Annotated in this window: 22 protein-coding genes and 1 pseudogene; 18 read left to right on the forward strand and 5 right to left on the reverse strand. The window is 72.7% G+C overall.

The window, feature by feature from the left end:
• Positions 1-2: 2 nt before the first annotated feature.
• Complete coding sequence (locus G5C51_RS16910) at positions 3-1,313, reverse strand: MFS transporter (protein ID WP_165238124.1); 1,311 nt, start codon at positions 1,311-1,313, stop codon at positions 3-5.
• Entirely contained in the window at positions 1,313-2,677 is a 1,365-nt protein-coding gene (locus G5C51_RS16915) for an alkyl sulfatase dimerization domain-containing protein (RefSeq protein WP_165238126.1), read from the reverse strand. Before G5C51_RS16915 ends, G5C51_RS16910 begins: the two co-directional genes overlap by 1 nt.
• A gap of 138 nt (positions 2,678-2,815) precedes the next feature.
• Between G5C51_RS16915 and G5C51_RS16920 the strand changes: the two genes are divergently transcribed.
• The 9 genes from G5C51_RS16920 (at position 2,816) to G5C51_RS16960 (ending at position 11,147) form a co-directional block, all read left to right on the forward strand.
• On the forward strand, positions 2,816-4,000 hold the full coding sequence (locus G5C51_RS16920) for a PucR family transcriptional regulator (protein ID WP_165238128.1): 1,185 nt from the start codon (positions 2,816-2,818) through the stop codon (positions 3,998-4,000).
• A 66-nt stretch (positions 4,001-4,066) separates the two neighbouring features.
• The gene (locus G5C51_RS16925) at positions 4,067-5,041 is read left to right on the forward strand and encodes an aldo/keto reductase (RefSeq protein ID WP_165238130.1); all 975 of its coding nucleotides are present in this window, start codon (positions 4,067-4,069) and stop codon (positions 5,039-5,041) included.
• Positions 5,042-5,119: 78 nt separating this feature from the next.
• Positions 5,120-5,350, forward strand: a complete 231-nt coding sequence (locus tag G5C51_RS16930) for a hypothetical protein (RefSeq protein ID WP_165238132.1) — start codon at positions 5,120-5,122, stop codon at positions 5,348-5,350.
• Complete coding sequence (locus G5C51_RS16935; RefSeq protein WP_338118178.1) at positions 5,347-6,381, forward strand: AAA family ATPase; 1,035 nt, start codon at positions 5,347-5,349, stop codon at positions 6,379-6,381. Before G5C51_RS16930 ends, G5C51_RS16935 begins: the two co-directional genes overlap by 4 nt.
• On the forward strand, positions 6,378-7,316 hold the full coding sequence (locus G5C51_RS16940; RefSeq protein WP_165238134.1) for a DUF58 domain-containing protein: 939 nt from the start codon (positions 6,378-6,380) through the stop codon (positions 7,314-7,316). The genes G5C51_RS16935 and G5C51_RS16940 overlap by 4 nt, the downstream gene beginning before the upstream one ends.
• Positions 7,313-8,263, forward strand: coding sequence for a VWA domain-containing protein (locus G5C51_RS16945; RefSeq protein WP_165238136.1), 951 nt, complete (start codon positions 7,313-7,315; stop codon positions 8,261-8,263). The genes G5C51_RS16940 and G5C51_RS16945 overlap by 4 nt, the downstream gene beginning before the upstream one ends.
• A 14-nt stretch (positions 8,264-8,277) precedes the next feature.
• A complete protein-coding gene (locus G5C51_RS16950; RefSeq protein ID WP_206313955.1) occupies positions 8,278-9,228 on the forward strand; it encodes a S1C family serine protease in 951 nt (316 codons plus the stop codon).
• 9 nt (positions 9,229-9,237) lie between these two features.
• On the forward strand, positions 9,238-9,906 hold the full coding sequence (locus G5C51_RS16955) for a response regulator transcription factor (protein ID WP_206313956.1): 669 nt from the start codon (positions 9,238-9,240) through the stop codon (positions 9,904-9,906).
• Positions 9,903-11,147 (forward strand): sensor histidine kinase, encoded by a 1,245-nt coding sequence (locus G5C51_RS16960; RefSeq protein ID WP_165238138.1) that lies wholly within the window; start codon positions 9,903-9,905, stop codon positions 11,145-11,147. Before G5C51_RS16955 ends, G5C51_RS16960 begins: the two co-directional genes overlap by 4 nt.
• 25 nt (positions 11,148-11,172) lie before the next feature.
• On the opposite strand, the gene G5C51_RS16965 is transcribed toward G5C51_RS16960, so the two are convergent.
• The gene (locus G5C51_RS16965) at positions 11,173-11,847 is read right to left on the reverse strand and encodes a lysophospholipid acyltransferase family protein (RefSeq protein WP_165238140.1); all 675 of its coding nucleotides are present in this window, start codon (positions 11,845-11,847) and stop codon (positions 11,173-11,175) included.
• A gap of 256 nt (positions 11,848-12,103) precedes the next feature.
• Between G5C51_RS16965 and G5C51_RS16970 the strand changes: the two genes are divergently transcribed.
• The 3 genes from G5C51_RS16970 to G5C51_RS16980 all read left to right on the forward strand — a co-directional run bounded on the left by G5C51_RS16970 (position 12,104) and on the right by G5C51_RS16980 (position 14,379).
• Positions 12,104-13,237: a glycerophosphodiester phosphodiesterase gene (locus tag G5C51_RS16970; protein WP_165238142.1), complete on the forward strand. Its 1,134-nt coding sequence runs from the start codon at positions 12,104-12,106 to the stop codon at positions 13,235-13,237.
• A 51-nt stretch (positions 13,238-13,288) separates the two neighbouring features.
• A complete protein-coding gene (locus G5C51_RS16975) occupies positions 13,289-13,771 on the forward strand; it encodes a sigma-70 family RNA polymerase sigma factor (RefSeq protein WP_165238144.1) in 483 nt (160 codons plus the stop codon).
• Positions 13,772-13,851: 80 nt separating this feature from the next.
• Positions 13,852-14,379: a GNAT family N-acetyltransferase gene (locus G5C51_RS16980; RefSeq protein WP_165238146.1), complete on the forward strand. Its 528-nt coding sequence runs from the start codon at positions 13,852-13,854 to the stop codon at positions 14,377-14,379.
• On the opposite strand, the gene G5C51_RS16985 is transcribed toward G5C51_RS16980, so the two are convergent.
• Both G5C51_RS16985 and G5C51_RS16990 read right to left on the reverse strand, forming a co-directional pair.
• A complete protein-coding gene (locus G5C51_RS16985) occupies positions 14,309-14,731 on the reverse strand; it encodes a hypothetical protein (protein ID WP_165238148.1) in 423 nt (140 codons plus the stop codon). The genes G5C51_RS16980 and G5C51_RS16985 overlap by 71 nt on opposite strands.
• Entirely contained in the window at positions 14,724-15,092 is a 369-nt protein-coding gene (locus G5C51_RS16990) for a hypothetical protein (protein WP_165238150.1), read from the reverse strand. The genes G5C51_RS16985 and G5C51_RS16990 overlap by 8 nt, the downstream gene beginning before the upstream one ends.
• Positions 15,093-15,338: 246 nt before the next feature.
• On the opposite strand from G5C51_RS16990, the gene G5C51_RS16995 reads away from it, so the two are divergent.
• From G5C51_RS16995 to G5C51_RS42530, 6 genes and pseudogenes are all read left to right on the forward strand, one after another.
• On the forward strand, positions 15,339-15,989 hold the full coding sequence (locus tag G5C51_RS16995; protein ID WP_165238152.1) for an HAD-IA family hydrolase: 651 nt from the start codon (positions 15,339-15,341) through the stop codon (positions 15,987-15,989).
• Positions 15,990-16,334: 345 nt separating this feature from the next.
• Positions 16,335-17,387 (forward strand): methionine ABC transporter ATP-binding protein, encoded by a 1,053-nt coding sequence (locus G5C51_RS17000; RefSeq protein ID WP_338118179.1) that lies wholly within the window; start codon positions 16,335-16,337, stop codon positions 17,385-17,387.
• Positions 17,384-18,904 (forward strand): MetQ/NlpA family ABC transporter substrate-binding protein, encoded by a 1,521-nt coding sequence (locus G5C51_RS17005; RefSeq protein ID WP_165238156.1) that lies wholly within the window; start codon positions 17,384-17,386, stop codon positions 18,902-18,904. The genes G5C51_RS17000 and G5C51_RS17005 overlap by 4 nt, the downstream gene beginning before the upstream one ends.
• Before the next feature lie 130 nt (positions 18,905-19,034).
• Positions 19,035-19,673, forward strand: a complete 639-nt coding sequence (locus G5C51_RS17010; protein WP_165238158.1) for a GNAT family N-acetyltransferase — start codon at positions 19,035-19,037, stop codon at positions 19,671-19,673.
• A gap of 71 nt (positions 19,674-19,744) precedes the next feature.
• The gene (gene cbiE / locus G5C51_RS17015; protein ID WP_165238160.1) at positions 19,745-20,971 is read left to right on the forward strand and encodes a precorrin-6y C5,15-methyltransferase (decarboxylating) subunit CbiE; all 1,227 of its coding nucleotides are present in this window, start codon (positions 19,745-19,747) and stop codon (positions 20,969-20,971) included.
• A 315-nt stretch (positions 20,972-21,286) separates the two neighbouring features.
• Positions 21,287-22,174: pseudogene (locus G5C51_RS42530) on the forward strand (hypothetical protein); the annotation flags it as partial.

The following is a 22,174-nucleotide window of genomic DNA, read 5'->3' on the forward strand; positions in this document are numbered from 1 at the left end:
ACTCAGTGCGCCACCGGCGCCCTGCCGAGGTCGTGCTCGGGGACGCCCAGCCGGACGGCGTCCCGCTGCGGGCGCAGGAAGGCGGTGGCCAGCGCTCCGCCCACGGCCAGCAGAGCGGCGGTGAGCAGCCAGCCGTTGCGGTAGCCCGTGTCCGCGCTGGGCGCGGCGTCGACGATACGGCCCAGGACCGCCGGCGCGAGGACGCCACCCAGCGCGAAGACGGCGGTGAGCGCGCCCAGCACGATGCCGCGCTGGGAAGGCGGCGTGATCCGGGCGCAGGCGGTGGCGCCCACCGTCATCATCACCATGGCCAAGGACAGCGGGCCGAACATCAAAACCGTGGTCAGCCAGGGGGTGTCGGACAGCGCGAAGAGCGCCACCGCCGCCGCCGAGCCGAGCATCAGCAAACCCGCGCCGGCGCCCTGCCGCACCCGGGGAGCGGCCCGGCCGTCGCGGGTCGCCGACCGCTGCGCGAGCAGTCCGTGCAGCAGCAGCGCCGCGCCGTTGGTGAGCGCCACCGCGCCGACGGCCAGGCCGGCCTGGCGGCCGCTCCAGCCCATGACCGTCTCCAGATAGTCCGGCGCCCAGGTGAGCTTGGCGCTCATCAGCCAGTACGCCGCGAAGGTGGCGACGCAGGCGCTCAGGAACGTGCCGGAGGCCAGGATCCGGCGCAGCGGCAGCTCGGGCTGTGTGCCGTCAGCCCCTCCCACACCGTCCTCCGCCGCCGTCCCCGCCTCCGGCGCGAGCGGCCCCTCCGTCCCGTACCGCCACCACACCGCCGCCCACACCAGACCGATCAGGCCGACCGCCCCGAAGGCCCACCGCCAGCCCCACCACTCGATCACCAGCGACAGCGTCGGCGCCGCGACCGCCACCCCGGCCGCCGCGCCGGCCATCAGGATCGCCGTGGGCAGCGTCCGGTCGCGCTGCGCGAACCAGCCGTACACATGGTGGACGGCCACCGGCGCGGCCGGCCCCTCCGCCGCGCCCAGCAGCAGCCGGGTCGCCACCAGCGTCGCGAACCCGGCCCCCGCCCACAGCATCGGCAGCTGGGCGGCTGACCACAGCAGCGCCATCGCCAGCAGCAGCACGGTCGTCCGCACCGTACGGGTCAGATACGACACCCCGAGCGCGGCCAGCGAGAAGAGCGCGAAGAACGCGGACTGGGCGGTGCCGAACTGCTGCCGGGAGATGTCCAGGTCCCGCATCAGGTCAGGTCCCGCCAGGCCGAGCACCGCCTTGTCGGCGAAGTTGACCAGCATGAACACCAGCAGCAGCCAGGTGGTGCCCCACGGAGAGCGCGGCCCGGCCATCAGGCGTCGGCGCCGGGGGCGTTCACATGCCCGACGCCGATCAAGCCGCTCGCTCGCCGGCGGCCCTCGGCGGTCCTGGTGAGCTCGGTGGCGATGTCCGTGCCCTCCACCACCGCCGCGGACTCGGCAGCCGCCCAGGTGAAGATGCCGCGTGCCATGGTCGACGTCTCCTCCTCGACCCGCCGGCCGTACACCGCGGCGCGCACCCGCGCCACCTCCGCGTCGGTAGGGGCGGCGAGCGCGGCGGTCTCGGCCAGATGGCACGCGAGCCGCAGCTCGCCCTTTCCGGCCAGCTCCTCCGCCCGGCGCGCCAGCGCCATCGCGCCGCCAGCCGCAGCCGCCAGCTCGGCGGCGACCGCGGCCTCGGGGGCGGGCTTGAGGTGGGCCGGGTTCTGGTCGTACCAGCCGCCCCACAGGCGCCAGAGGTTACGGACGATGAACTCCGGCTCGTCGTACGCCGGGTGCAGATACGGGCGGTCGAGCAGCTCCGCCGGGACCCGCACCCGCTGCAGCACCGTGTCCAGGCGATGCCCCGCGTTCATCAGCTCCCGGGTCTGCTCGCACAGCGTCTCCAGCAGCCGCGCCGTATCGTCCAGCGCGCGGTCAACCCGCTCCGCGCCGATGATCGGCACGCCGTGTCCGGGCAGCAGCACCTCCGCGCCGCACCGCTGCATCGCGCGCAGCGCGGCGGCCCACTCGTCGGGATAGCGCTGCACCTTCTGCGGATTGCCGGCGTTGGGGACGTTCCAGATGAACAGGTCGCCCGTGCACAGCACTTTCAGCTCCGGCACGAACACCCAGGTGTGGTCGTCGGTCTCGCCGCGGGCGTGCCGCAGCTCGAAGGTGAGGTCGCCGCGGCGCAGCGTCGCCTGGTCGCGGTAGGTGGCGTCGGGGTAGCGGTACTCGGTGGGCCACTCCAGGCCCGGGACGGTGAACTGGCGCTGGTTGATCGCGCTGTTGTAGCCGGCGGTGGCGCGGTAGCGGTCGAAGCGGGCGGGCATCGCCTCGTGCGCGTGCACGGTTGGGCGGGTGTCCTCGGCGTCGAAGGGGGCCAGGCCCATGACGTGGTCGACGTGCCCGTGGGTGAGGACCACGTCCCGGACGGGGGCGGGGGAGAAGGCCCGTACCGCCGTGTGCAGTTGCTCCGCGGTGAAGACGTCGCCGGAGTCGACCAGCACCACGCCGTCGCCGGTGTCGAAGGCGGTGACGTTCGCGAAGCCCGGGAAGAGGCCCACCCGTTCGGCGACGGGGATCAGCGCGTCGCCCCGGTACGCCCCCGACAGATGCGGCAGCAGCGTGTCCTCGCCGGTCCAGACGCGGTCGATGTAGGCCAGATAGTCGGGGTGGTTGTTGTGCTCGCTCATAGCGGCCGCTCCTCCGTGCTGCAGGCTGATCGCTCCGGTTCCCGAGTCTGGGCCGGTGCGGGGGCGGGCAGTAGCGGCCGTCGTCACATGTGCCGGCGGCCGCTACTGTGACGCGTCACACCGGAGGAGGCCATCCGCATGTCCCAGCCGCCGATATCCGCGGCCGCGCGCCGGCTCGCCGCCCGCCTGGAGCCGCGGGTCAACGAACTCGCCCGGCGCATGACCCAGGACACCTTCACCGAGCTGCCGGGATACGGGGCGCTGCCCGCCGACATGCGGGACGTGGAGTTCGCCGCGACCGCCCGGCACGGCATGCGGCGGTTCCTGCGCGGCGTACGGGACGGGCGGCTGGACGACACGGCAGGGGTGCTGTTCCTGGAGCGCGCCGCGCAGCGCGCCGAGGAGGGGCTGCCGCTGCACCTGCTCGTACGCAGCCACGCGCTCGGCTCGTACGCGCTCTGGCAGGCACTGCGCGAAACCGCCCGCCCCGGCGAGGAGGCGGCCCTGGTCGAACTCGCCGATCTGCTCCTGGACATCGCCCCCGCCGTGCTCGGCTCGATCGTGCAGACCTACCTCGACGAGCACCACGCCGTGCACGCCGAGCAGCACGCGCTGCGCCAGGCCGTGGCCGGGAACCTCCTCGACGGCCTGCTGCCCGCGTCCCGGCCGATGCTCGGCCGGCTCGGCCTGGACGGCCCTGCCTGGGTGCTGGCCCTCGGCGCACCGCCGGGCGGCTCGGGCTACGTCGGCACGGTGGCGGCGCGGCGGCTGCGGCGCCGGATCCAGACGGCGCTCGACGGGGTGTTCGCCGCGGACACCGCGGTCTTCGTCGACGCGAGCGGCGGCCGCGCGCTGGTGCCGGGCGCGGACGCGCCGCCTGACGACCTCGCCGAGCGGCTCGCGCAGGTCTGCGGCGCCGGGATACGGGTCGCCGCGATGCCCGCGCCCGGCCCCGAGGAGGTGGCGGAAGCCGCCCGTACCGCCGCCGAAGTGCTGCGCATCGCCGCCGCCTGCGGCCGCCCGCCCGGGCTGCACCTGCTCGATGACGTGCTGCTCGAATACCATCTGTCCCGCCCGGGCGAGAGCGGCCGCCGCATCGCCGCCCTCCTCGAACCGCTCGCTGACCAGCCGCAGTTGCGCGACACCCTGCGCACCCATCTCGCGCACGGCCGGCAGCGCCGCGCCACGGCTGCCGCCCTCAAAATCCACCCGAACACCGTCGACAACCGCCTCGCCCGCACCGCCGAACTCACCGGCCTCGACCTCACCACCGTGCAGGGCACCGCCCTGGCGCTCGCCGCGCTGCTGCTCGCGGACACCTGACCAGCGGGCACGTTGTCTTCTACGGTGGAGTTGTCGCCCTCGCAACCGACAGCTCAGGAGGCCACGATGGGGTTCGACCGGCTCGCCGCCGTGACGACGCCGACCGCGCACATCGGCTTGGGCCTCGCCGCGGTCGGGAGGCCGGGGTACATCAACCTCGGCCGCGACGCCGACCTCCCCGCAGAGCGCACGGTCGACGCGCTGCGGGAGCGCACGCACGAGCTGCTCGACGCGGCCTACGCGCAGGGCATCCGCTACTTCGACGCGGCCCGGTCCTACGGGCGCGCCGAGGAGTTCCTCGCCGACTGGCTGCAGCAGCACCCCGACGCGGCGCGGGACGCCGTCGTCGGCAGCAAGTGGGGCTATACGTACACCGCCGACTGGAGCACGAACGCCGAGGTCCACGAGGTGAAGGACCACGGCGCCGACGTCTTCGACCGGCAGCTGGGCGAGTCCCGCAAGCTGCTCGGCGAGCGCCTGGACCTCTACCAGATCCACTCCCTCACGCCCGACAGCCCGGCGCTCACCGACAGCGCCCTGCACGACCGGCTGCGCCGCCTCGTCGACGACGGCGTCACGGTCGGCTTCTCGACCTCGGGACCCGAGCAGGGCGCCGCCATCCGCGCGGCGCTGAACATCACGGCGAACGGCGGCACGCTGTTCCGTACCGTCCAGGCCACCTACAACCTCCTGGAGCCGTCCGCCGACGCCGCGCTCGCCGAGGCGCACGACGCCGGGCTCACCGTGATCGTGAAGGAGGGCCTGGCGAACGGCCGGCTGGCGCCGCCAGCCGCGCCCCGGGTCGTCAAGGAGATCGCCGAGGAGACCGGCGCTTCCCCCGACGCGGTCGCCCTGGCCGCGGTCCTCGCCCGGCCGTGGGCCGGCGTCGTGCTCTCCGGCGCGGCGACCGCGGCCCAGCTGCACGACAACCTCGCGGCGGCGGCGGTCGACCTCGTCGAGCAGGATTACGAGCGGCTGGCCGATGTGGCCGAACACCCCGGCCAGTACTGGGAGTACCGGGCCGGGCTGCCCTGGCAGTGAGCAGCCGGGGGGCGCTTTAAGCCGGTTTTCGCCCTCAGGTGGTGACATTCCCTGGACAACGTCCAAGGGAGTCACACCATGACACGTCGTACGCGCCGGCTCTCCGTCGCCGGCATATCCGTGCTCGCCGCCGCCGGGCTCGCCACCGGCGCCTCCGGGGCCCTGGCCGGCGACGCCGGGGATGACAAACCCGCCGTGCACTACGTCGTCAACGAAGAAGGCGGCAGCGGTTCCGCCGCCGACGGCAAGGACTGCCCCGGCGACAAGCAGGGCGGCCGGGGCTCCTCCGACGCGGCTTCCGAGCTGTGAGTACCCGGCATCCCGAGGCGGAGCTGCTCGAAGAGGCGCTCTTCGAGGTCAAGCGGGTGATCGTGGGTCAGGACCGGATGGTGGAGCGGATGTTCACCGCGGTCCTGGCCCGCGGGCACTGCCTCCTCGAAGGCGTCCCCGGCGTCGCGAAGACCCTGGCGGCCTCGACCCTCGCCCGCGTCGCCGGCGGCACCTTCCACCGGCTGCAGTTCACCCCCGACCTGGTCCCGTCCGACATCACCGGCACCCGCATTTACCGGCCGTCGAAGGAGTCCTTCAGCGTCGAACCCGGCCCCGTCGTCGCCAACTTCGTGCTCGCCGACGAGATCAACCGGGCCCCCGCCAAGGTGCAGTCCGCACTCCTGGAGGTCATGGCCGAGCGCCAGGTCTCCATCGGCGGCACCACCATTCCGGTCCCCGAGCCCTTCCTCGTCCTCGCCACCCAGAACCCCATCGAGTCCGAGGGCGTCTATCAGCTCCCCGAGGCCCAGCGCGACCGCTTCCTCCTCAAGGTCGACGTCGGCGCGCCGACCGAGGACGAGGAACTGGCCATCCTCTACCGCATGTCCACCGATCCGCCGACCCCCCGCCGGATCCTCACCCCGCTCGAACTCACCACCCTCCAGCGCCACACGGACCTGGTCTTCGTCCACCACGCGGTGGCGCGCTACGCGGTCCGGCTGGTCATGGCCACCCGCGAGCTCGCCGGCACAGGGGACGGCTCCCTCGCGTACGGCGCCGGCCCCCGCGCCACCCTCGGCCTCGTCGCCGCCGCCCGCGCGCTCGCGCTGCTCCGCGGCCGCGGCTACGTCCTGCCGGGCGACGTCCACGACCTCGCCCACGAGGTCATCGGCCACCGCCTGGTGCTCTCCTTCGACGCCCTCGCGGACGGCGTGAGCCCGGCCCGGCTCGTCGACCAGGTGCTGGCCTCCGTACCGCAGCCGCGCATCACGCCGCAGCAGGCCGAGGAAGAGGCCGCGGACCTGGAGGCCCGGCTGGACAAAGGCGAGAAGGAGGGGAGGGCGGCATGAGCGGACGCTGGTCGTACGGGCCCGAGGGGCCCACGCTCGGCGAGCTCACCCCCGAGCAGGCGCTGCGCCACCTGGAGCTGATCTTCAGACGCCGCCCGGACGGCATGCTCCAGGGCGAACTCCCGGGCCTCACCCCGGGCCCCGGCACCGAACCGGACGAGACCCGCGCCTATGTCCCCGGCGCCGACGACGTCCGCCGCATGGACTGGAGCGCCACCGCCCGCACCGGTGAGCCGCACGTCCGGCTCACCCTCGCCGACCGTGAGCTGACCACGTGGATCGTCCTCGACGCCACCGCCAGCATGGACTTCGGCACCGCCCGGATGGAGAAGCGCGACCTGGCCGTCGGCGCCGCCGCGGCCGTCGCCTTCCTCACCGAGCGGGCCGGCAACCGGCTCGGCGCCCAGCTCGTCCGCCAGGACGGCGTCCAGCGGATCCCGCCGCTGCCGGGCCAGGCCCACCTGCTGCGGGTGCTGCAGACCGCTCTCCAGCGCCCGCGCGGCGCGCCCGGGCCGATGCCGTGCACCCTCGCCCAGGCGCTCACCGCGCTGCGGCGGGCGGAGCGGCGGCCCGGGCTCGTCGCCGTCATCTCCGACTATCTGGACGGCGACTGGCAGCAGCCGTTACGGGCCCTCGCCCGCCGCCACCAGGTGCTCGCCGTCGAGGTCGTGGACCCGCGCGAGCTGGAGCTGCCGGCCGTCGGGCTGCTGACCGTCGTCGACCCGGAGACGGGGCGGCTGCGCGAGGTGCCGACGTATGCGCGCGGGCTGCGCGAGCGGTATGCGGACGCGGCGCTGGCGCAGCGCGCGGAGATCAAGACGGCCATCAGGGCCGCGGGCGCGGCGCACTTGCGACTGCGTACCGACCGGGACTGGGTGCGCGACATCGTGCACTACGTGGCGGCCCAGCGGCGCCGGGCCGGAGGTGCGGCATGAGCCTGAAGTCCCCCGGCTGGCTGCTGCTGTTGATCCCGCTGGCGGCGCTGATCGTCGCGTACGTGGTGATGCACCGCCGCCGCGGCCGCTACGCCGTCCGCTTCACCAACGTCGACCTGCTCGACAAGGTCGCCCCGCGCCGCCCGGGCTGGCGCCGGCACGTGCCCGCGGCGGCCTTCTGCGGGATGCTCTGCCTGCTCGTCGTCGGCTTCGCCCGGCCCACCACCGACCAGCAGGTGCCGCGCGAACGGGCCACCATCATGGTCGCGTTGGACGTCTCCGCCTCCATGGAGGCGACGGATGTCCGGCCCAGCCGCTTCGAGGCGGCCAAGGAGGCCGCGCTCACCTTCATCGACCGGCTGCCCGAGCGCTTCAACGTGGGTCTTGTCCCCTTCAGCGGCTCGGCGAACGTCGCCGTCCCGCCGGTCACCGACCGCGAGGCGCTGCGCCGCGCGATCGAGCAGCTCGACACGGGCAGCGGCACCGCCATCGGCGAAGCCGTCGTGAGCTCGGCGGAAGCCATCGAGCGACTGGACGCCCAGGCCCGCCGCGAGCCGCCACCGGCCCGCGTGGTGCTGCTCTCCGACGGCGAGAACAGCGCGGGCCGCCCCATCGAGGCCGGCGCCGAACTAGCCCGCGAGGCGCGGGTGCCGGTGTCGACCATCGCGTACGGCACCGAGGACGGCCGGGTCGAGCTGGACAACGGCCAGACGATCACCGTCCCTGTCGACGGCCCGGCGCTGGAGGACCTGGCCGAGACCACCGGCGGCAGCTTCTACGAGGCCGCCTCCGGCGAGGAGCTGGAGCAGGTCTACGAGGACATCGGCAGCTCGGTCGGCCACCGCACGGTGCAGCGCGAGGTCTGGCCGTGGTTCGTCGCCGGCGGCCTGCTCGCCGCACTGGCGGCGGCGGCGATGTCGCTGGCGTGGTTCGGCAGGATCCCGTGAGGAGGACGGAACCCATGACCGCGAACGGAACCCGCCCGGGGGATTCGGCGCCCGCACGGCCGGACCGGGGCGTCGGCCTCGGGGAGCCGCGGGGCCCGGCCTTCCTGACGGTCGCGGGCCCGCCGGTGCCGCCGGTGGCGCGGCCTTCGGACCCGCCGTCGGCCTCGCCCAACGGACAGCGCCCAGCCCCGTACGGAGCACCGCCGGCCCCGCCCCGTACCACCACGACCGGCCCGCGCACCGCGCTGATCACCGCCGTCGCGCTCGCCGTGCTCGGCGGCGCGGGCGCCGGCTACGCGGCCGGCGCGCTGGCCGACGACGACTCCGGTACGGACCCGGTGCCGCCCGCCGCCGCGGCCCCGCAGCGCGAGGGCCTCGGCGCCGTCGCCGCCCGGGTGCTGCCCAGCGTCGTGTCCGTGGAGGCCGGCTCCGGGCAGGGCACCGGCTTCGTCTTCGACCGGCGGGGGCGGGTGCTCACCAACGCCCATGTGGTCGGCGAATCCGATCGCGTGGAGCTCGTCACCGACGGCGGCCGCCGCATCGAGGCCGAGGTCCTCGGCCGCGACCGCGGCCGGGACGTAGCCGTCCTCGAACCGGACGACGACGCCGGCCTGCGCCCGCTGACCCCGGCCCGCTCCGGGCGGCCCGCCGTCGGCGACAGCGTGATCGCCGTCGGCTCGCCGCTCGGCCTCACCGGCACCGTGACCGCGGGCATCGTCTCCGCGCCCGACCGGCAGGTGTCGCTCTCCAGCGGCGGCCGCAGGTCCGCGATCCAGACCGACGCCTCCATCAACCCCGGCAACTCCGGCGGCCCGCTGGTCGACGCCCGCGGCCGGGTGATCGGCATCAACACCGCCATCGCCTCCCTCGCGCGCGGCGGCCAAGGGGGCTCCATCGGCATCGGTTTCGCGATTCCGATGGCGGAGGCGCTGGACTCGGCCGAATCGATCATCGAGGGGAATTAGGTTCGGTTCATGAGGCTGCTGGTGGTCGAGGACGAAGAGGATCTGGTCGAGTCGCTCCGGGTCGGGCTCGTACGCTCCGGATACGCGGTCGACACCGCCCCCACGGTGGACACCGCCCTGGAGAAGCTCGCGGTCAACGACTACGACCTGGTGCTGCTCGACCTGATGCTCCCGGACGGCGACGGCTTCTCCGTCTGCCGCGAGATCCGCACCGCCCCCGGCGGCCCGCGGATCCTCATGCTCACCGCCCGCGACCGCCTCGCCGACCGGGTGCGGGGCCTGGACGAGGGCGCGGACGACTATCTGGTGAAGCCGTTCGCGCTGCCCGAGCTCCTCGCTCGTATACGAGCCCTGCTCAGACGCGACGACGGGGGAACGGCAGTGGTCGAGGTCGGCGAACTGCGCCTGGACACGGCCCGCTTCGAGGCCTTCCGCGGCGATCGCGCCCTGCAGCTGACGCCGAAGGAGTTCGGCGTGCTGCACTACCTGATGACCCGCCCCGGCGAGGTGATCGGCGCCGAGGAGCTCCTCGAGCACGTATGGGACGAGAACGCCGACCCGTTCACCAACACGGTGCGGGTGACGGTCGGTTCACTGCGGCGGAAGATCACGGGGGAGGACGAGCCGTTGATCGAGACGGTGATACGACAGGGGTACCGCCTGAAGGACGCGATATGAGGCGTCCGCGGCTCCCCGCCTTCACGCACACCATCCGTTTCCGGCTGACGGTGCTGTACTCGGCGATCCTGTTCGGGCTGACGGCGCTGGCGCTGGGCGGGGCGTATATCGCGGTGGACCGGAGCGGCGAAGCCTCGCCGGTGACCAGGGAGATCCAGGTCGAGGCACGTCAAGGGGACGTCGTCATCAAGGAGTTCCCCGCGGTGAAGGTCCACGACCTGGAGGCGCGGATCAACTACGAAACGCTCTCCAACCTCAGGAAGTTCGCCTTCCCCGCCCTCGGCGGCCTCGCCGTCGCCAGCCTCGGCATCGGCTGGATCCTCTCCGGCCGCGCCCTGCGCCCGGTACGCGCCATTGCCCGTACCGCCGACGACATCCAGGCCGCCGGGGACCTCTCCCGCCGCATCCGCCTCGCCGGACCGAAGGACGAGCTGCGGATGGTCGCCGACACGGTCGACTCGATGCTCGACCGTCTCGAGGAGTCCTTCAAGGCGCAGCGGCAGCTCGTCGACGATGCCTCGCACGAGCTGCGCTCGCCGCTGACGATCATCCGGGCGAGCCTGGACGCCGTCCTGACCAGCGAGGAGTCCGACGAGGACGAGCGGAAGCGGGCGGTACGCGTCGTGGACCGGGCGACCACCCGGATGACCCGCCTGGTGGAGGACCTGCTGGCGACCGCCCGCCGCACCGCGCCCGCTTTCGCGGACACCGACACGGACCTCGCGGCTGCGGCGGCGGAAGCGTGCGAGGAGTTCCAGCCGCTCGCGGCCGAGCGCGGGTTGGTGATCCGCCCGCACCTCGCCACCGGCCTGATGCTCCTAGGCGACCACGACGCCCTGCGCCGCGCCGTCGGCAACCTGCTCTCCAATGCCGTACGGCTCGCGCCCTCCGGCACGTGGATCACGGTGGCCGCGGGACGCGAAGACGGGTGGCTGTGGATCGCGGTGGAGGACGCGGGCCCAGGCATCGGAGAAGGCGAGCAGGGCCGGGTCTTCGACCGCTTCTGGCGCGATACGAACCCCGGCGGGTCCGGCCGCGACCGGCACGCGGGTCTCGGCCTCGCGATCGTCCGGCAGATCACCGAGTCCCACGGCGGCCAGGTGCGCCTCCACTCGCGCTTGGGGCACGGGAGCACGTTCGTGCTGTGGTTCCCGGCGGCGGACGAGGAGCGGGAGGGCGGGCCGCCGGAGGAGCGCCCGATCGTCGCCCAGGGTGCCTGGGGGCGGAGCCCCCAGGACTGAGAACCGCCGGACCGCGCCGGAGGCGCTACGCCGCTTGCTTGATCTTGGACGCGTATACGTCCACGTACTCCTGGCCCGAGAGCCGCATGACCTCGCTCATCACCTCGTCGGCGACGGCCCGGAGCACGTACCGGTCGCGGTCCATGCCCTCGTAGCGGGAGAAGTCGAGCGGCTCGCCGAAGCGGACCTCGAAGCGGGCCAGCTTCGGGATGCCCGCGCCGCCCGGCTGGATCTTGTCGGTGCCGACCATCGCGAAGGGCACCACCGGTGCGCCGGTCATCAGGGCCAGCCGGGAGACGCCGGTACGGCCCCGGTAGAGCCGTCCGTCGGGGGAGCGGGTGCCCTCCGGGTAGATGCCGAAGACCTTGCCCTCCTCCAGCACCCGGCGGCCGGTCATGAGCGCCGCGACGCCGCCGTGGCCGCCGTCCCGGTCGACCGGGATCATGCCGCCGATCTCGCCGAAGAACCACGCCATGGCGCGGCCCTTGATGCCCTTGCCGGTGACGTACTCGTCCTTGCCGATGAAGTACACCTGCCGCTTCACCACCAGCGACAGGAACATCGAGTCGATGAACGTCACGTGATTCCCGGCCACGATCACCGGGCCGGAACCGGGGATGTGCTCCGCGCCCTCGACCCGTGGGCGGAACAGGACGCGCATGAGCAATCCGAGAAACGCCTTGAGCACGATGCGGAACAACTTCAGGCCTCCGTGTTCTAAGTGTCTGCTGCGACTGATGTGACCCCCGCGACCTGCACGGACCGCACACTGCGCAGGCTTTGGACCATACTCGCGCGGGTTCCCTGTTCGCACATCGGGTTCACCCCGTGGATACGCAGTGTTGACGGGGATTTGGGTGGTGTTCTGCCAGATGACTCCCGTAAGCCACGTCCGGCGCCCTAGCATCAGCCCGACCTTTGTCAGGTGCGGGACACCGACGTGTGAGGAGCTACACATGACGAGTCTGGGCAGAAGAGCTGTGCTCGGTGCGGCGGCGCTCGGCGCCGCGGGCGCGGCTCTCGGGGCGTCCGCCGGGACCGCGAGCGCCGCGGGGGCGTCCGGGGGCTCGCGGCTTCCGGTCCCGGCGGTGGTCGGCCACCGCGGCGCCAGCGGCTACCGGCCCGAGCACACCATCGGCGCGTACGAGCTCGCCCTCGCCATGGGCGCGGACATCGTCGAGCAGGACCTGGTGATCACCAAGGACGGCCACCTGGTCTGCCGGCACGAGCCGGAGATCGGCGGCACGACCGACGTCGCGAACCACCCGGAGTTCGCCGACCGCAAGAAGACCAAGAAGCTGGACGGCAAGGACACCGTCGGCTGGTGGGCCGAGGACTTCACGCTCGCCGAGCTGAAGACGCTGCGCGCGATCGAACGCATCCCGGCGAACCGCCAGGAGAACACCATCTACAACGGCCGCTGGGAGGTCCCCACCTTCGAGGAGGTCCTGAAGTGGGCCGACAAGAAGGAGCGGGAGACCGGCCGCAAGGTCTGGCTGCACATCGAGACCAAGCACCCCACCTTCTTCATCGAGCAGGGCCTCCCCCTGGAGCCGCCCCTCGCCCGGCTGCTGAAGAAGTACGGCCGTGACGGGCGGCGGGCGCCGAACTTCGTGCAGTCCTTCGAGCCGACCTCGATCCAGCGGATGAAGAAGCTCGTCTCCTGCCCGGGCGTCGTGCTGCTGTCCACCGCGAGCTCGCGCCCGTACGACTTCGTCGTGGCCGGCGACCCGCGCACGGTCGCCGACCTGATCAAGCCCGAGGGCCTGAAGTGGATCGCCGGCTTCGCACAGGGCATCGGGCCGACGCTGGACCTGGTCATTCCGAAGGACGCGACCGGCAAGCTCCTCCAGCCGACCACGCTGGTGAAGGACGCGCACGCGGCGGGCCTGGTGCTGCATCCGTACACGATGCGGAACGAAAACACCTTCCTGCCGCTGGACTTCAAGCGCGGCGACGACCCGAACGCGTACGGCGACGCCTTCGGCGCCTTCAAGACGTACTACGCCACCGGCATCGACGGCATCTTCTCCGACAACCCGGACACGGCGAAGCTCGCCGCGGAGGACTTCCGCGCCTCGCAAGGGTGAACTCCGCGCCGTAACGGCAACCGGCGCCGCACCGGGTACGTCCCGCCTGGCATGTACCAGCATCCAGGACCCGGTGCGGCGCCGGCCGCTTTCCTGATCCCCTCGCTCGCCCCGCTCCTCGCCGCCGAGGCGGCCGCCGCCGTGCCGGAAGGGGACGCCGCCGACCTGCGGCAGTCCGTATGGCTGCGGCTGCTCGAACTGCCCGCCGCGCCCGCCGATCCGGCGGCATGGCTGCGCGTCGCGGTCCGTACCGAAGCGCGGCTCGCCCGGCGCCGGATCAGGCGTGAATTCCCGTGCGCCGCGCCGCCCGACGCCCCCGCCGCGGGGCTATCCACCGCGGAACGGGTCGCGTTGCACGACGCCGTCGCCCGGCTCCCGGGCTGCTGCCCGGTGCTGATGGGTGCACTCCTGCGCGGTGACCGGCCCGGATACCGGGCCATCGCCGCCGAGTTGGGAATGTCACAGGGATCCCTCGGGCCGCTGCGTTCCCGCTGCTTGGCGGTGCTGCGGAGAATGTACGGAGTGCGGCCGTGAAGCTCGCCGCTCCGCCGGGGGTTGGACGGTCGGTGTGGCGGGGAAGGGGGGCGGTAGGCGATGGGGAGGATGACGCGGACATGGGCACCAGCGTGACGATTTCCACGGCCGTCGATGGCGACGCCGAGCAGATCCTGAAGCTGCAGTACCTCTGCTACCAGCCCGAAGCGGCTCTCTACGACGACTACAACCTCGAGCCGCTCACCCAGACGCTCGACGACCTCCGTGCCGAGCTGCGCCGGGGCATCGCCCTGGTGGCGCGGCTGGGCAGCGAGATCGTCGGCGCGGTCCGGGGCGAGGTGGACGGCGACGGCACGGCCAAGCTGGCCAAGCTGATCGTCCACCCGCGGATGCAGGGCCACGGCATCGGCATCCGGCTGATGTCCGGCATAGAGGAGCGGCTCGCGAACGGCGACGGCGCCGCCAGCAGCTATCAGCTCTTCACCGGCCACCGCAGCGAGGCCAACCTCCGGCTGTACAAGCGGCTCGGCTACACCCCGGTCAGCACCCAGCGGGTGAACGCCAAGCTCAGCCTGATCACGCTGGAGAAGCCGGCTCCCGGCCGGGCTCCGGCTTCCGCTGCCGCGACAGCCACCACAGGCCGATGACCGGCACGATCACCGGCAGGAAGAGGTAGCCGATCCCGTAGTCCGACCACACGGTCTGATCCGGGAAGGCGGACGGCTCCACGAGCGTCCACGTGCCGATCCCGAGCACGCCCGCGAGCTCGACGGCGCACAGCGCCAGCGCCAGCTTGCGGGCGCGTTCGCCGCCGCGGACGAAGGCGATCAGGATGACGACGTAGATCGCCGCGGCCACCGCGGAGAGCACGTAGGCGAGCGGGGCCTCGTCGTACTGCGTGCTGAGCTGGTAGATCGCCCGCGACGTGGCGCCGACGGCGAAGACGCCGTAGAGGGTGACCAGCAGGCGTCCGGGCCCCGAGGACAGTTCGCTACGCACCGGCCGCCCCCCAAATGTCGTAGAGCCGCACCTGCAGCACGGCCAGCACGATGCCGCCCGCCGCGGCCGTCGCCGAGCCCCAGCGGGAGCGCTCGGTGAGCGACATGAACCCGGCCGCCGGGACGGTCAGTGTGGCGCCGATCAGATACGCCACGAACAGGCCCGTGCCCTGCTCCGGATCGTCGCCCCCGGCCAGCCGCACCACGCCGACGATCAGCTGGCCGAGCGCGAGCGCGGTGACGACGCCCATCCCGATGTAGTGCCAGTCCTTGGCGGGCTGATCGCGGAACGCGGCCAGCGCACACCACGCGCCGAGCGCAAGCGCGGCCACGGCCAGCGCGATGGTCAGGGGCTCGTACATGGCCCCTGAGACTACTCGGCGGGCCAGGCGGGTGAGTCCGTGCCCCCGTCTGCGCCCCGACGCCCGGCACGCACGCTCGCCGCACGCTGGAACCGGACCGGTGGCTCCGCCACAGGACCGCTTCCAGCGCACGCCGATCGCACGCACCGGACGCCGCTGCGCCGCGCTTCGCGCGACGACGGGGGCACGGACTCACCCGCCCCCTCGCTGCGCGCGGTCCCGATTTCGGATTTACGATCACGGACTATGAGGATCTCGACAGACGCCCTGCTGTTCGACATGGACGGCACGCTCATCTCTTCCATGGACTCCGTGCTGCGCTGCTGGAACGCCTGGGCGCAGGAGTACGGCATCCCGGAGGAGACCTGGGCGGGCGTCCAGCTGCACGGACGGACGGCCCGCGAGATCATCGCGGACCTGCTGCCCGAGCACCAGGTGGACCAGGCCGTCGCCCGGATCGCCGAGCTGGAGATCGCGGACGTCTCCGCCGAGGGCATCACCGTGCTGCCCGGCACCCTCGACCTGCTCACCTCGCTGCCGGACGAGTGCTGGGCCGTCGTCACTTCGGCCTCGCACCGGCTCGCCGAGGCGCGGCTGCACGCGGTCGGGATCCGTACGCCGCTGTGCATCGGCGCGGAGGACGTGCAGCACGGCAAGCCGGACCCGGAGCCGTTCCTGGTGGCGGCGGAGAAGCTGGGCGTGGACCCGGCGCGCTGCACGGTCTTCGAGGACGCCCCGGTGGGGCTCGCCTCCGGGCGCGCGGCCGGCATGACCACCGTGGCATTGACCACAACGCACCGCGCGGACGAGCTGCTGGACGCGGACGCCACCGTGCTGGACTTGTCCGAGGTCAGGGCGGAAGAGGCTGGTCAAGGGGTGGAGCTCACCGTCGGGTGAGATGGGCTGTGAGATGGGCTGTCCGTATTGCGGACAGATTCTGATCGGGTGCGGACACGTGTTTTACTGGTCCGCATGACCACGACGAGCGACCGCACCCCTGCGACCGAGGCGATCAAGATGATCATGATGCCCGGTGCTCGTCGTATGTGTCGAATGTGCAACTGATCGGCGGCCGCCGAGGGCCCTCCGCGCTGCGGAACGTGCGCCCCACCCGCTGATGGACCCGTAGGTCCGCACTCCCTGAGCTTTGCCCTTCCCATGCCTCGCTTCGCGCTGCACGCGAACGGGGATGCGGCGCGCCCCTGCGCGTTCCGCGCCACCTCTCCAGGAGACGGAAGTCCTGTGATCACCACCAAGGGCCTGACAAAGGTCTACCGAACCCGAGACCGCGAGGTCACCGCCCTGGACGGCGTCGATCTGCACGTGCGGGAGGGGGAGGTGCACGGCGTCGTCGGACAGAGCGGCGCCGGCAAGTCCACCCTCATCCGCGCCGTGAACCTGCTGGAGGTCCCCACCTCCGGCACCGTCACCGTCGACGGCACCGACCTCACCGCACTCGCCGGCAACGGCAAGCGCGCCGGCGCCGAGCTGCGCAAGGCCCGCGCCCGCATCGGGATGGTCTTCCAGCACTTCAACCTGCTGTCCGCCCGTACCGTCCAGGACAACGTCGAGCTGCCGCTCGAGATCCTCGGCCACTCCGGCGCCGAGCGCTCCCGCAAGGCCCTGGAGCTGCTCGACCTGGTCGGCCTGGCCGACAAGGCCAAGGCCTACCCGGCCCAGCTCTCCGGCGGCCAGAAGCAGCGCGTCGGCATCGCCCGCGCCCTGGCCGGCGACCCGAAGGTGCTGCTCTCCGACGAGGCCACCTCGGCGCTCGACCCCGAGACCACCCGCTCGATCCTGCAGCTGCTCCGCGACCTCAACCGCGACCTGGGCCTGACCGTGCTGCTCATCACGCACGAGATGGACGTCGTCAAGGCCGTCTGCGACTCGGCCTCGCTGATGAAGAACGGCAAGATCACCGAGTCCGGTGCCCTGTCCGACCTCCTCGCCACCCCCGGCTCCGAGATCGCCGCCGAGCTCTTCCCGCTCACCGGCGACCCGCTGGGCGCCCCCGACCGCACGGTCGTCGACATCACCTTCCTCGGCGAGAACACCGGCCAGCCGGTCATCTCGCACCTGGCCCGTACGTACAACATCGACGTCTCGATCCTCGGCGCGGCGATGGACACCGTCGGCGGCAAGCAGGTCGGCCGGATGCGGATCGAGCTGCCGGGTCCGTACGAGGAGAACGTCGTGCCGATTGGCTTTCTGCGTGAGCAGGGGCTGCAGATCGAGATCGTCGGCGCCGCCGACGCCGTCAAGGACACCCAGCTGGTCGCGGGAGTTGCACAGTGAACTGGTCAGAGATACGCCCCGAGCTCCTCACCGGCCTGTACGAGACCGTCGCCATGGTCGGCTGGGCGTCGCTGATCGCCGTCATCGGCGGTGTCCCGCTCGGCGTCCTGCTGGTCCTCACCGACCGCGGCCGCCCGCTGCAGAACGCCCTGATCAACAAGGTCATCGGCTTCGTCGTGAACGTCGGCCGGTCGCTGCCCTTCATCATCCTGATGCTGGCGCTCACCGCCTTCACCCGCGCCCTGACCGGCACCTCCATCGGCCTGACCGGCGCCATCGTGCCGCTTGCCATCAGCGCCATCCCGTTCTTCGCGCGGCTGGTCGAGACCGCGGTGCGCGAGGTCGACGGCGGGCTCGTCGAGGCCGTGCAGGCCATGGGCGGCTCCACCCGCACCGTCGTCTTCAAGGCGCTGCTGCCGCAGGCGCTGCCGTCGCTGGTCGCGGGCCTGACCACCACCGTCGTCGCGCTGATCGGCTACTCGGCGATGGCCGGCGCGGTCGGCGGCGGCGGCCTCGGCGACGTCGCCATCCGGTACGGCTACCAGCGCTACGAGGGCGGCGTCATGCTCGCGACCGTCGTGCTGCTGGTCGTGCTCGTCAACGTCGTCCAGCTGATCGGCGACTTCTTCGTCCGTACGCTCTCCGACCGCACCACCCGCTCCGCCGCGTGGCTGCGGGCCCCGCGCCGGACCCGTACCACGGTCACCGCCGTGGCGTCGGTCGGCCTGGTCGGCGCGCTCACCGCGGGCACCCTCGGGCTCACCTCCGAGGGCGACGCCGGCTCGGACGAGACCATTACGGTCGCGGCCACGCCGACCCCGCACGGCGACATCGTGAAGTTCGTCGCGGACAACCTGGCGAAGGACGCGGGGCTGAAGGTCGAGGTGAAGGAGTTCACCGACTACGTCAAGCCCAACGAGGCGCTCGCCAACGGCGATGTGGACGCGAACTTCTTCCAGCACGTGCCGTTCCTCGACGACTTCAACAAGAAGAAGCACACGGACCTGGTCCCGACCGTCGGCATCCTGGTCGAGCCGATCGGCATCTACTCCAAGTCCGTGGACGACGTCAGCGCCCTCGGCAGCGGCGACACCATCGCGTTGCCGAACGACACCACCAATGAGGGCCGCGCCCTGCATCTCCTGGACGACCAGGGCCTGATCAAGCTCAAGAAGGGCACCGGGCTCGACGCCTCGTTGAACGACATCGCGGACGACGGCGGCCTGACCCTGAAGCCGCTGGAGGCAGCGCAGACCCCGCGCGCCCTCGAGGACGTGGACGCCGCCATCGTCAACGGCAACTACGCCATCGGCGCGGGCCTCACCCCCAAGAAGGACGCCCTGGTGCTGGAGAAGGCCAAGGGCAATCCGTACATCAACATCCTCGCGGTCAAGAAGGAGGACCGCGACGACCCGGCCATCAAGAAGCTGGGACAGCTGCTGAACTCGGACGCGACGAAGAAGTTCATGGAGAAGAAGTTCCCGTCGTCGATTCCCGTCTTCGGCCCGGTGAAGTAAGGCACTTACGGCTAAGGCGCGCGGATGTGCATGGCGCATCCGCGCGCCGATGCTGCATGCTGTGCAGGTCAGCTGATTAATCGCGTCCGGTTGATCGGGTACAGGTACAGGTCACGCTACGGAGCAGTGCATGTCTTCGACGTTCCCCGACGTCTCCCTGAGCACGGACCGGCTGGTGCTGCGCCCCTTCGACGACCTGGACATCCCCGCGCTCGCGGAGATGATGAACGACGAGCTGGTCACCGCCTGGACCACCGCCCCGCACCCGTACACCGAGGCCGACGCCCGCGCCTGGGCGATGCGCCTCTCGCACGCGGAGCGCACCGAGGGGCGCGGCATCGTCTTCGCCGTCTCGGAGTTCCTCACCCAGCGCCTGGTCGGCATCGTGCAGCTCCGGCACACCGACTGGCGCACCCTCGCCGCCGAGATCTCCTACGTCACCGCGCCCTGGGCCCGCGGCGAGGGTTACGCGACCGAGGCCGTGCTCGCCGTCGCGCACTGGCTCTTCGACAGCCAGAAGTTCGAGCGCCTCGAGCTGCGCACCGCCGCCGACAACGCCGCGGGGCAGCAGGTCGCGCAGAAGGCCGGCTTCATCAGTGAGGGCGTGCTGCGGGCGGCCTGGATAGCGCGGTCGAAGACCGAGGACGGCGGCTGGACCGACATCCGCACCGACCTGCTGCTGTGGAGCCTGCTTCCCGAGGACCTGGACGGAGCCATGGGCGACGCCGCCGACGCCGGCAGCTTCTCGGCGTACCCCGACTGGCAATGATCGAAGTAACCTGCTCTTCTCGTCCACGGAAGCGTCACTTCATGAGCACGACCACGAGAGAGAGCTGAACGATGGCCGACCGGGTCACGGTGATCGGCTGGGACGGCACGCCGCTCACCGCGGCGGCCCGCTCGGCCCTCGGCGCCGCGACGCTCGTCGCCGGCGCCGGACACCACCTCGAGCTCCCCGAGGTCCCGGCCCGCGCGGAGCGGATCCGGCTCGGCAGCGTGGCTCTCGCGGCGCGGCGGATCGCCCGGCACCGCGGCACGGCGGTGGTGCTCGCGGACGGCGACCCCGGCTTCTTCGGCGTCGTACGGGCGCTGCGCGCACCTGAGCACGGCCTGGAGGTGGAGGCGATCCCGGCGGTGTCATCGGTGGCCACGGCCTTCGCGCGGGCCGGGATGCCCTGGGACGACGCCCAGGTGGTGGTGGCCCACGGCCGCAACCTCCGCCGCGCTGTGAATGTCTGCCGCGCCTTTACGAAGGTCGCCGTGCTGACGTCCCCGGGCGCGGGCCCGGCCGAACTCGCCCTGCTGCTGGACGGCGTCCACCGCACCTTCGTCATCTGCGAGGAGCTCGGCACGGAGCGCGAGGAGGTCTCCGTACTGACCTCCGACAAGGTCCACGGCCACACCTGGCGCGACCCGAACGTCGTCCTGGTCATCGGCGGCCGCGGCGGCGAGACGGCGGCGTCGTCGAGCGGCTGGCTGCTGGGCCGGGAGCCCGACTATCCGGCGGCGGCGGTACGGGGCTGGGGCCTGCCCACGCCCGAGTACGGCGCCGGCACCGACGCGGGCTCCTCCGCACAGCTGCGCGCCGCCCAACTCGCCCGGCTCGGACCCCGGGTGGGCGACCTGGTGTGGGACATCGGCACCGGCAGCGGTGCGCTGGCGGTGGAGGCCGCGCGCTTCGGCGCCGCCGTGCTGGCCGTCGACTCGGACGCCGACGCCTGCGCCCGTACCACCGCGACGGCCCGCCGCTTCGGGGTGCAGCTGCAGGTCGTGCACGGCACCGCGCCGCAGGTCCTCGAGGACCTGCCGCAGCCCGACGTGGTGCGCGTCGGCACCGGCGGCGTACCGGTGGTGGCGGCGTGCGCGGCGCGCCGTCCCGAGCGCATCACGGCGCACGCCGGGACCCGGGACGAGGCCGAGGCGATCGGCCGGGAACTGGCCGAGGCGGGCTACGAAGTGGAGTGCTCGCTGCTGCAGTCCGTCGAACTCAACACCTCCGCCACGTCCGTATGGACGGAGCGCGAACGCGTGGTCGTCTTCCTGCTGGCCGCTTCGCGCCGCGCCTGAGCCGTCCTCCGCGGGTCTCGGCCCCCGGCCGAAGCGGAACGCCGGGGCAGGTAGGCTGGCGGATTGTGTGCCGTGCCCGGGGGGTTCGGCGCTTCGCGGGTGAATTGGGCAGACGCGTGGCGTTACTTGCAGTTTGCGCGGCCGCTGTCGGCGGCGTCCTGTCGGTTTGTCTGTGAAGCTGAACACTCGGGTCAGGTCGTGCCGCGCGGCGGGTGCGCTCGTTCTTGCTAAGGGCGGCCGGTTCGCCGTGCAAGGGGGCGCGGCGTGCCTGTGCGGCTGGAAGGAGCACGAGCGATGGGCGAGGGGTACGTACGCATGACTGACACCGGCAGCCTCCCGGAAGAGGGCCAGCCGGACCCGTCCGGCACCCACACTCCACCCCCGACCGCCCCCATCGCCGCGAGCCCGACTCCGGCGCCGGAGCCGATCGGTGATCCGCGCGTGGCGGCTCCGGTGAACTATGGCGACGGTGTGCACATGCAGCCGGCGGGTGTCGCGGCGCAGGCCGGGCCCACGGCTCAGGGGGTTGGCGCCCCGGTCCAGGGCGCGGGCGCCGCGGCCGCGGACTACGGCGTCGCGGCTCAGTCCCACGGCACCCCGGTCCAGGATGTCGCCGGCGGCGCGCCTGCGAGCGATGCAGGCGCGGCCCAGGTAGCTGACAACGGCGCCTCGATCCACGGCATCACGACCTCGACCACGGGCGAGACGACTCCCGCAGGCGGCACGGCGGCCCCGGCGCATGGCGACGGGCTTCCGGCGCATGGCGATGTGGCGGCCCAGGCTGCCGACGGCGCTGCTTCTGCGCATGGAGTCCCCGCTCAGTCGGCCGGCCACGTAGACGTCCAGGCCGCCGCCCATGGCCAGACTCCCGAAGAGGCGCAGGTTGCCGGCGAATCCGCCGAGGCCCGGCCCGTCGGCTACGACCCCGGGGACGAGGGGCAGGGCCAGGAAGACGACCTGCTGTACCTCCCCGGCGCCCAGGGCGCCTGGAGCGAGCAGCCGCGCGGCGACTCCGCGACGGCGGGCGCCACGGTCGGCGGGACGGTACCCGGCCGACAGCCCGCCGCAGCCGGCGGCACCCCGCCCGGCGGCACGCCCGCGCGCCGCCCCCTGCACCTCGGCCCGCCGGTACCGGACCAGTCCGGCGGCGTAGTCCGCTCTTTGGCCGACCGCGGCCCGGCCCACGGCCGCGGTCGGCCAAAG

The organism is Streptomyces coryli (assembly GCF_011044975.1).
GTDB classification, from domain to species: domain Bacteria; phylum Actinomycetota; class Actinomycetes; order Streptomycetales; family Streptomycetaceae; genus Streptomyces; species Streptomyces coryli.

Coding starts and splice junctions, on each gene's coding strand:
- G5C51_RS16910 (WP_165238124.1), bottom strand. CDS start 1,313: ATGGCCGGGCCGCGCTCTCCGTGGGGCACCACCTGGCTGCTGCTGGTG.
- G5C51_RS16915 (WP_165238126.1), bottom strand. CDS start 2,677: ATGAGCGAGCACAACAACCACCCCGACTATCTGGCCTACATCGACCGC.
- G5C51_RS16920 (WP_165238128.1), top strand. CDS start 2,816: ATGTCCCAGCCGCCGATATCCGCGGCCGCGCGCCGGCTCGCCGCCCGC.
- G5C51_RS16925 (WP_165238130.1), top strand. CDS start 4,067: ATGGGGTTCGACCGGCTCGCCGCCGTGACGACGCCGACCGCGCACATC.
- G5C51_RS16930 (WP_165238132.1), top strand. CDS start 5,120: ATGACACGTCGTACGCGCCGGCTCTCCGTCGCCGGCATATCCGTGCTC.
- G5C51_RS16940 (WP_165238134.1), top strand. CDS start 6,378: ATGAGCGGACGCTGGTCGTACGGGCCCGAGGGGCCCACGCTCGGCGAG.
- G5C51_RS16945 (WP_165238136.1), top strand. CDS start 7,313: ATGAGCCTGAAGTCCCCCGGCTGGCTGCTGCTGTTGATCCCGCTGGCG.
- G5C51_RS16950 (WP_206313955.1), top strand. CDS start 8,278: ATGACCGCGAACGGAACCCGCCCGGGGGATTCGGCGCCCGCACGGCCG.
- G5C51_RS16955 (WP_206313956.1), top strand. CDS start 9,238: ATGAGGCTGCTGGTGGTCGAGGACGAAGAGGATCTGGTCGAGTCGCTC.
- G5C51_RS16960 (WP_165238138.1), top strand. CDS start 9,903: ATGAGGCGTCCGCGGCTCCCCGCCTTCACGCACACCATCCGTTTCCGG.
- G5C51_RS16970 (WP_165238142.1), top strand. CDS start 12,104: ATGACGAGTCTGGGCAGAAGAGCTGTGCTCGGTGCGGCGGCGCTCGGC.
- G5C51_RS16975 (WP_165238144.1), top strand. CDS start 13,289: ATGTACCAGCATCCAGGACCCGGTGCGGCGCCGGCCGCTTTCCTGATC.
- G5C51_RS16980 (WP_165238146.1), top strand. CDS start 13,852: ATGGGCACCAGCGTGACGATTTCCACGGCCGTCGATGGCGACGCCGAG.
- G5C51_RS16990 (WP_165238150.1), bottom strand. CDS start 15,092: ATGTACGAGCCCCTGACCATCGCGCTGGCCGTGGCCGCGCTTGCGCTC.
- G5C51_RS16995 (WP_165238152.1), top strand. CDS start 15,339: ATGAGGATCTCGACAGACGCCCTGCTGTTCGACATGGACGGCACGCTC.
- G5C51_RS17010 (WP_165238158.1), top strand. CDS start 19,035: ATGTCTTCGACGTTCCCCGACGTCTCCCTGAGCACGGACCGGCTGGTG.
- cbiE (WP_165238160.1), top strand. CDS start 19,745: ATGGCCGACCGGGTCACGGTGATCGGCTGGGACGGCACGCCGCTCACC.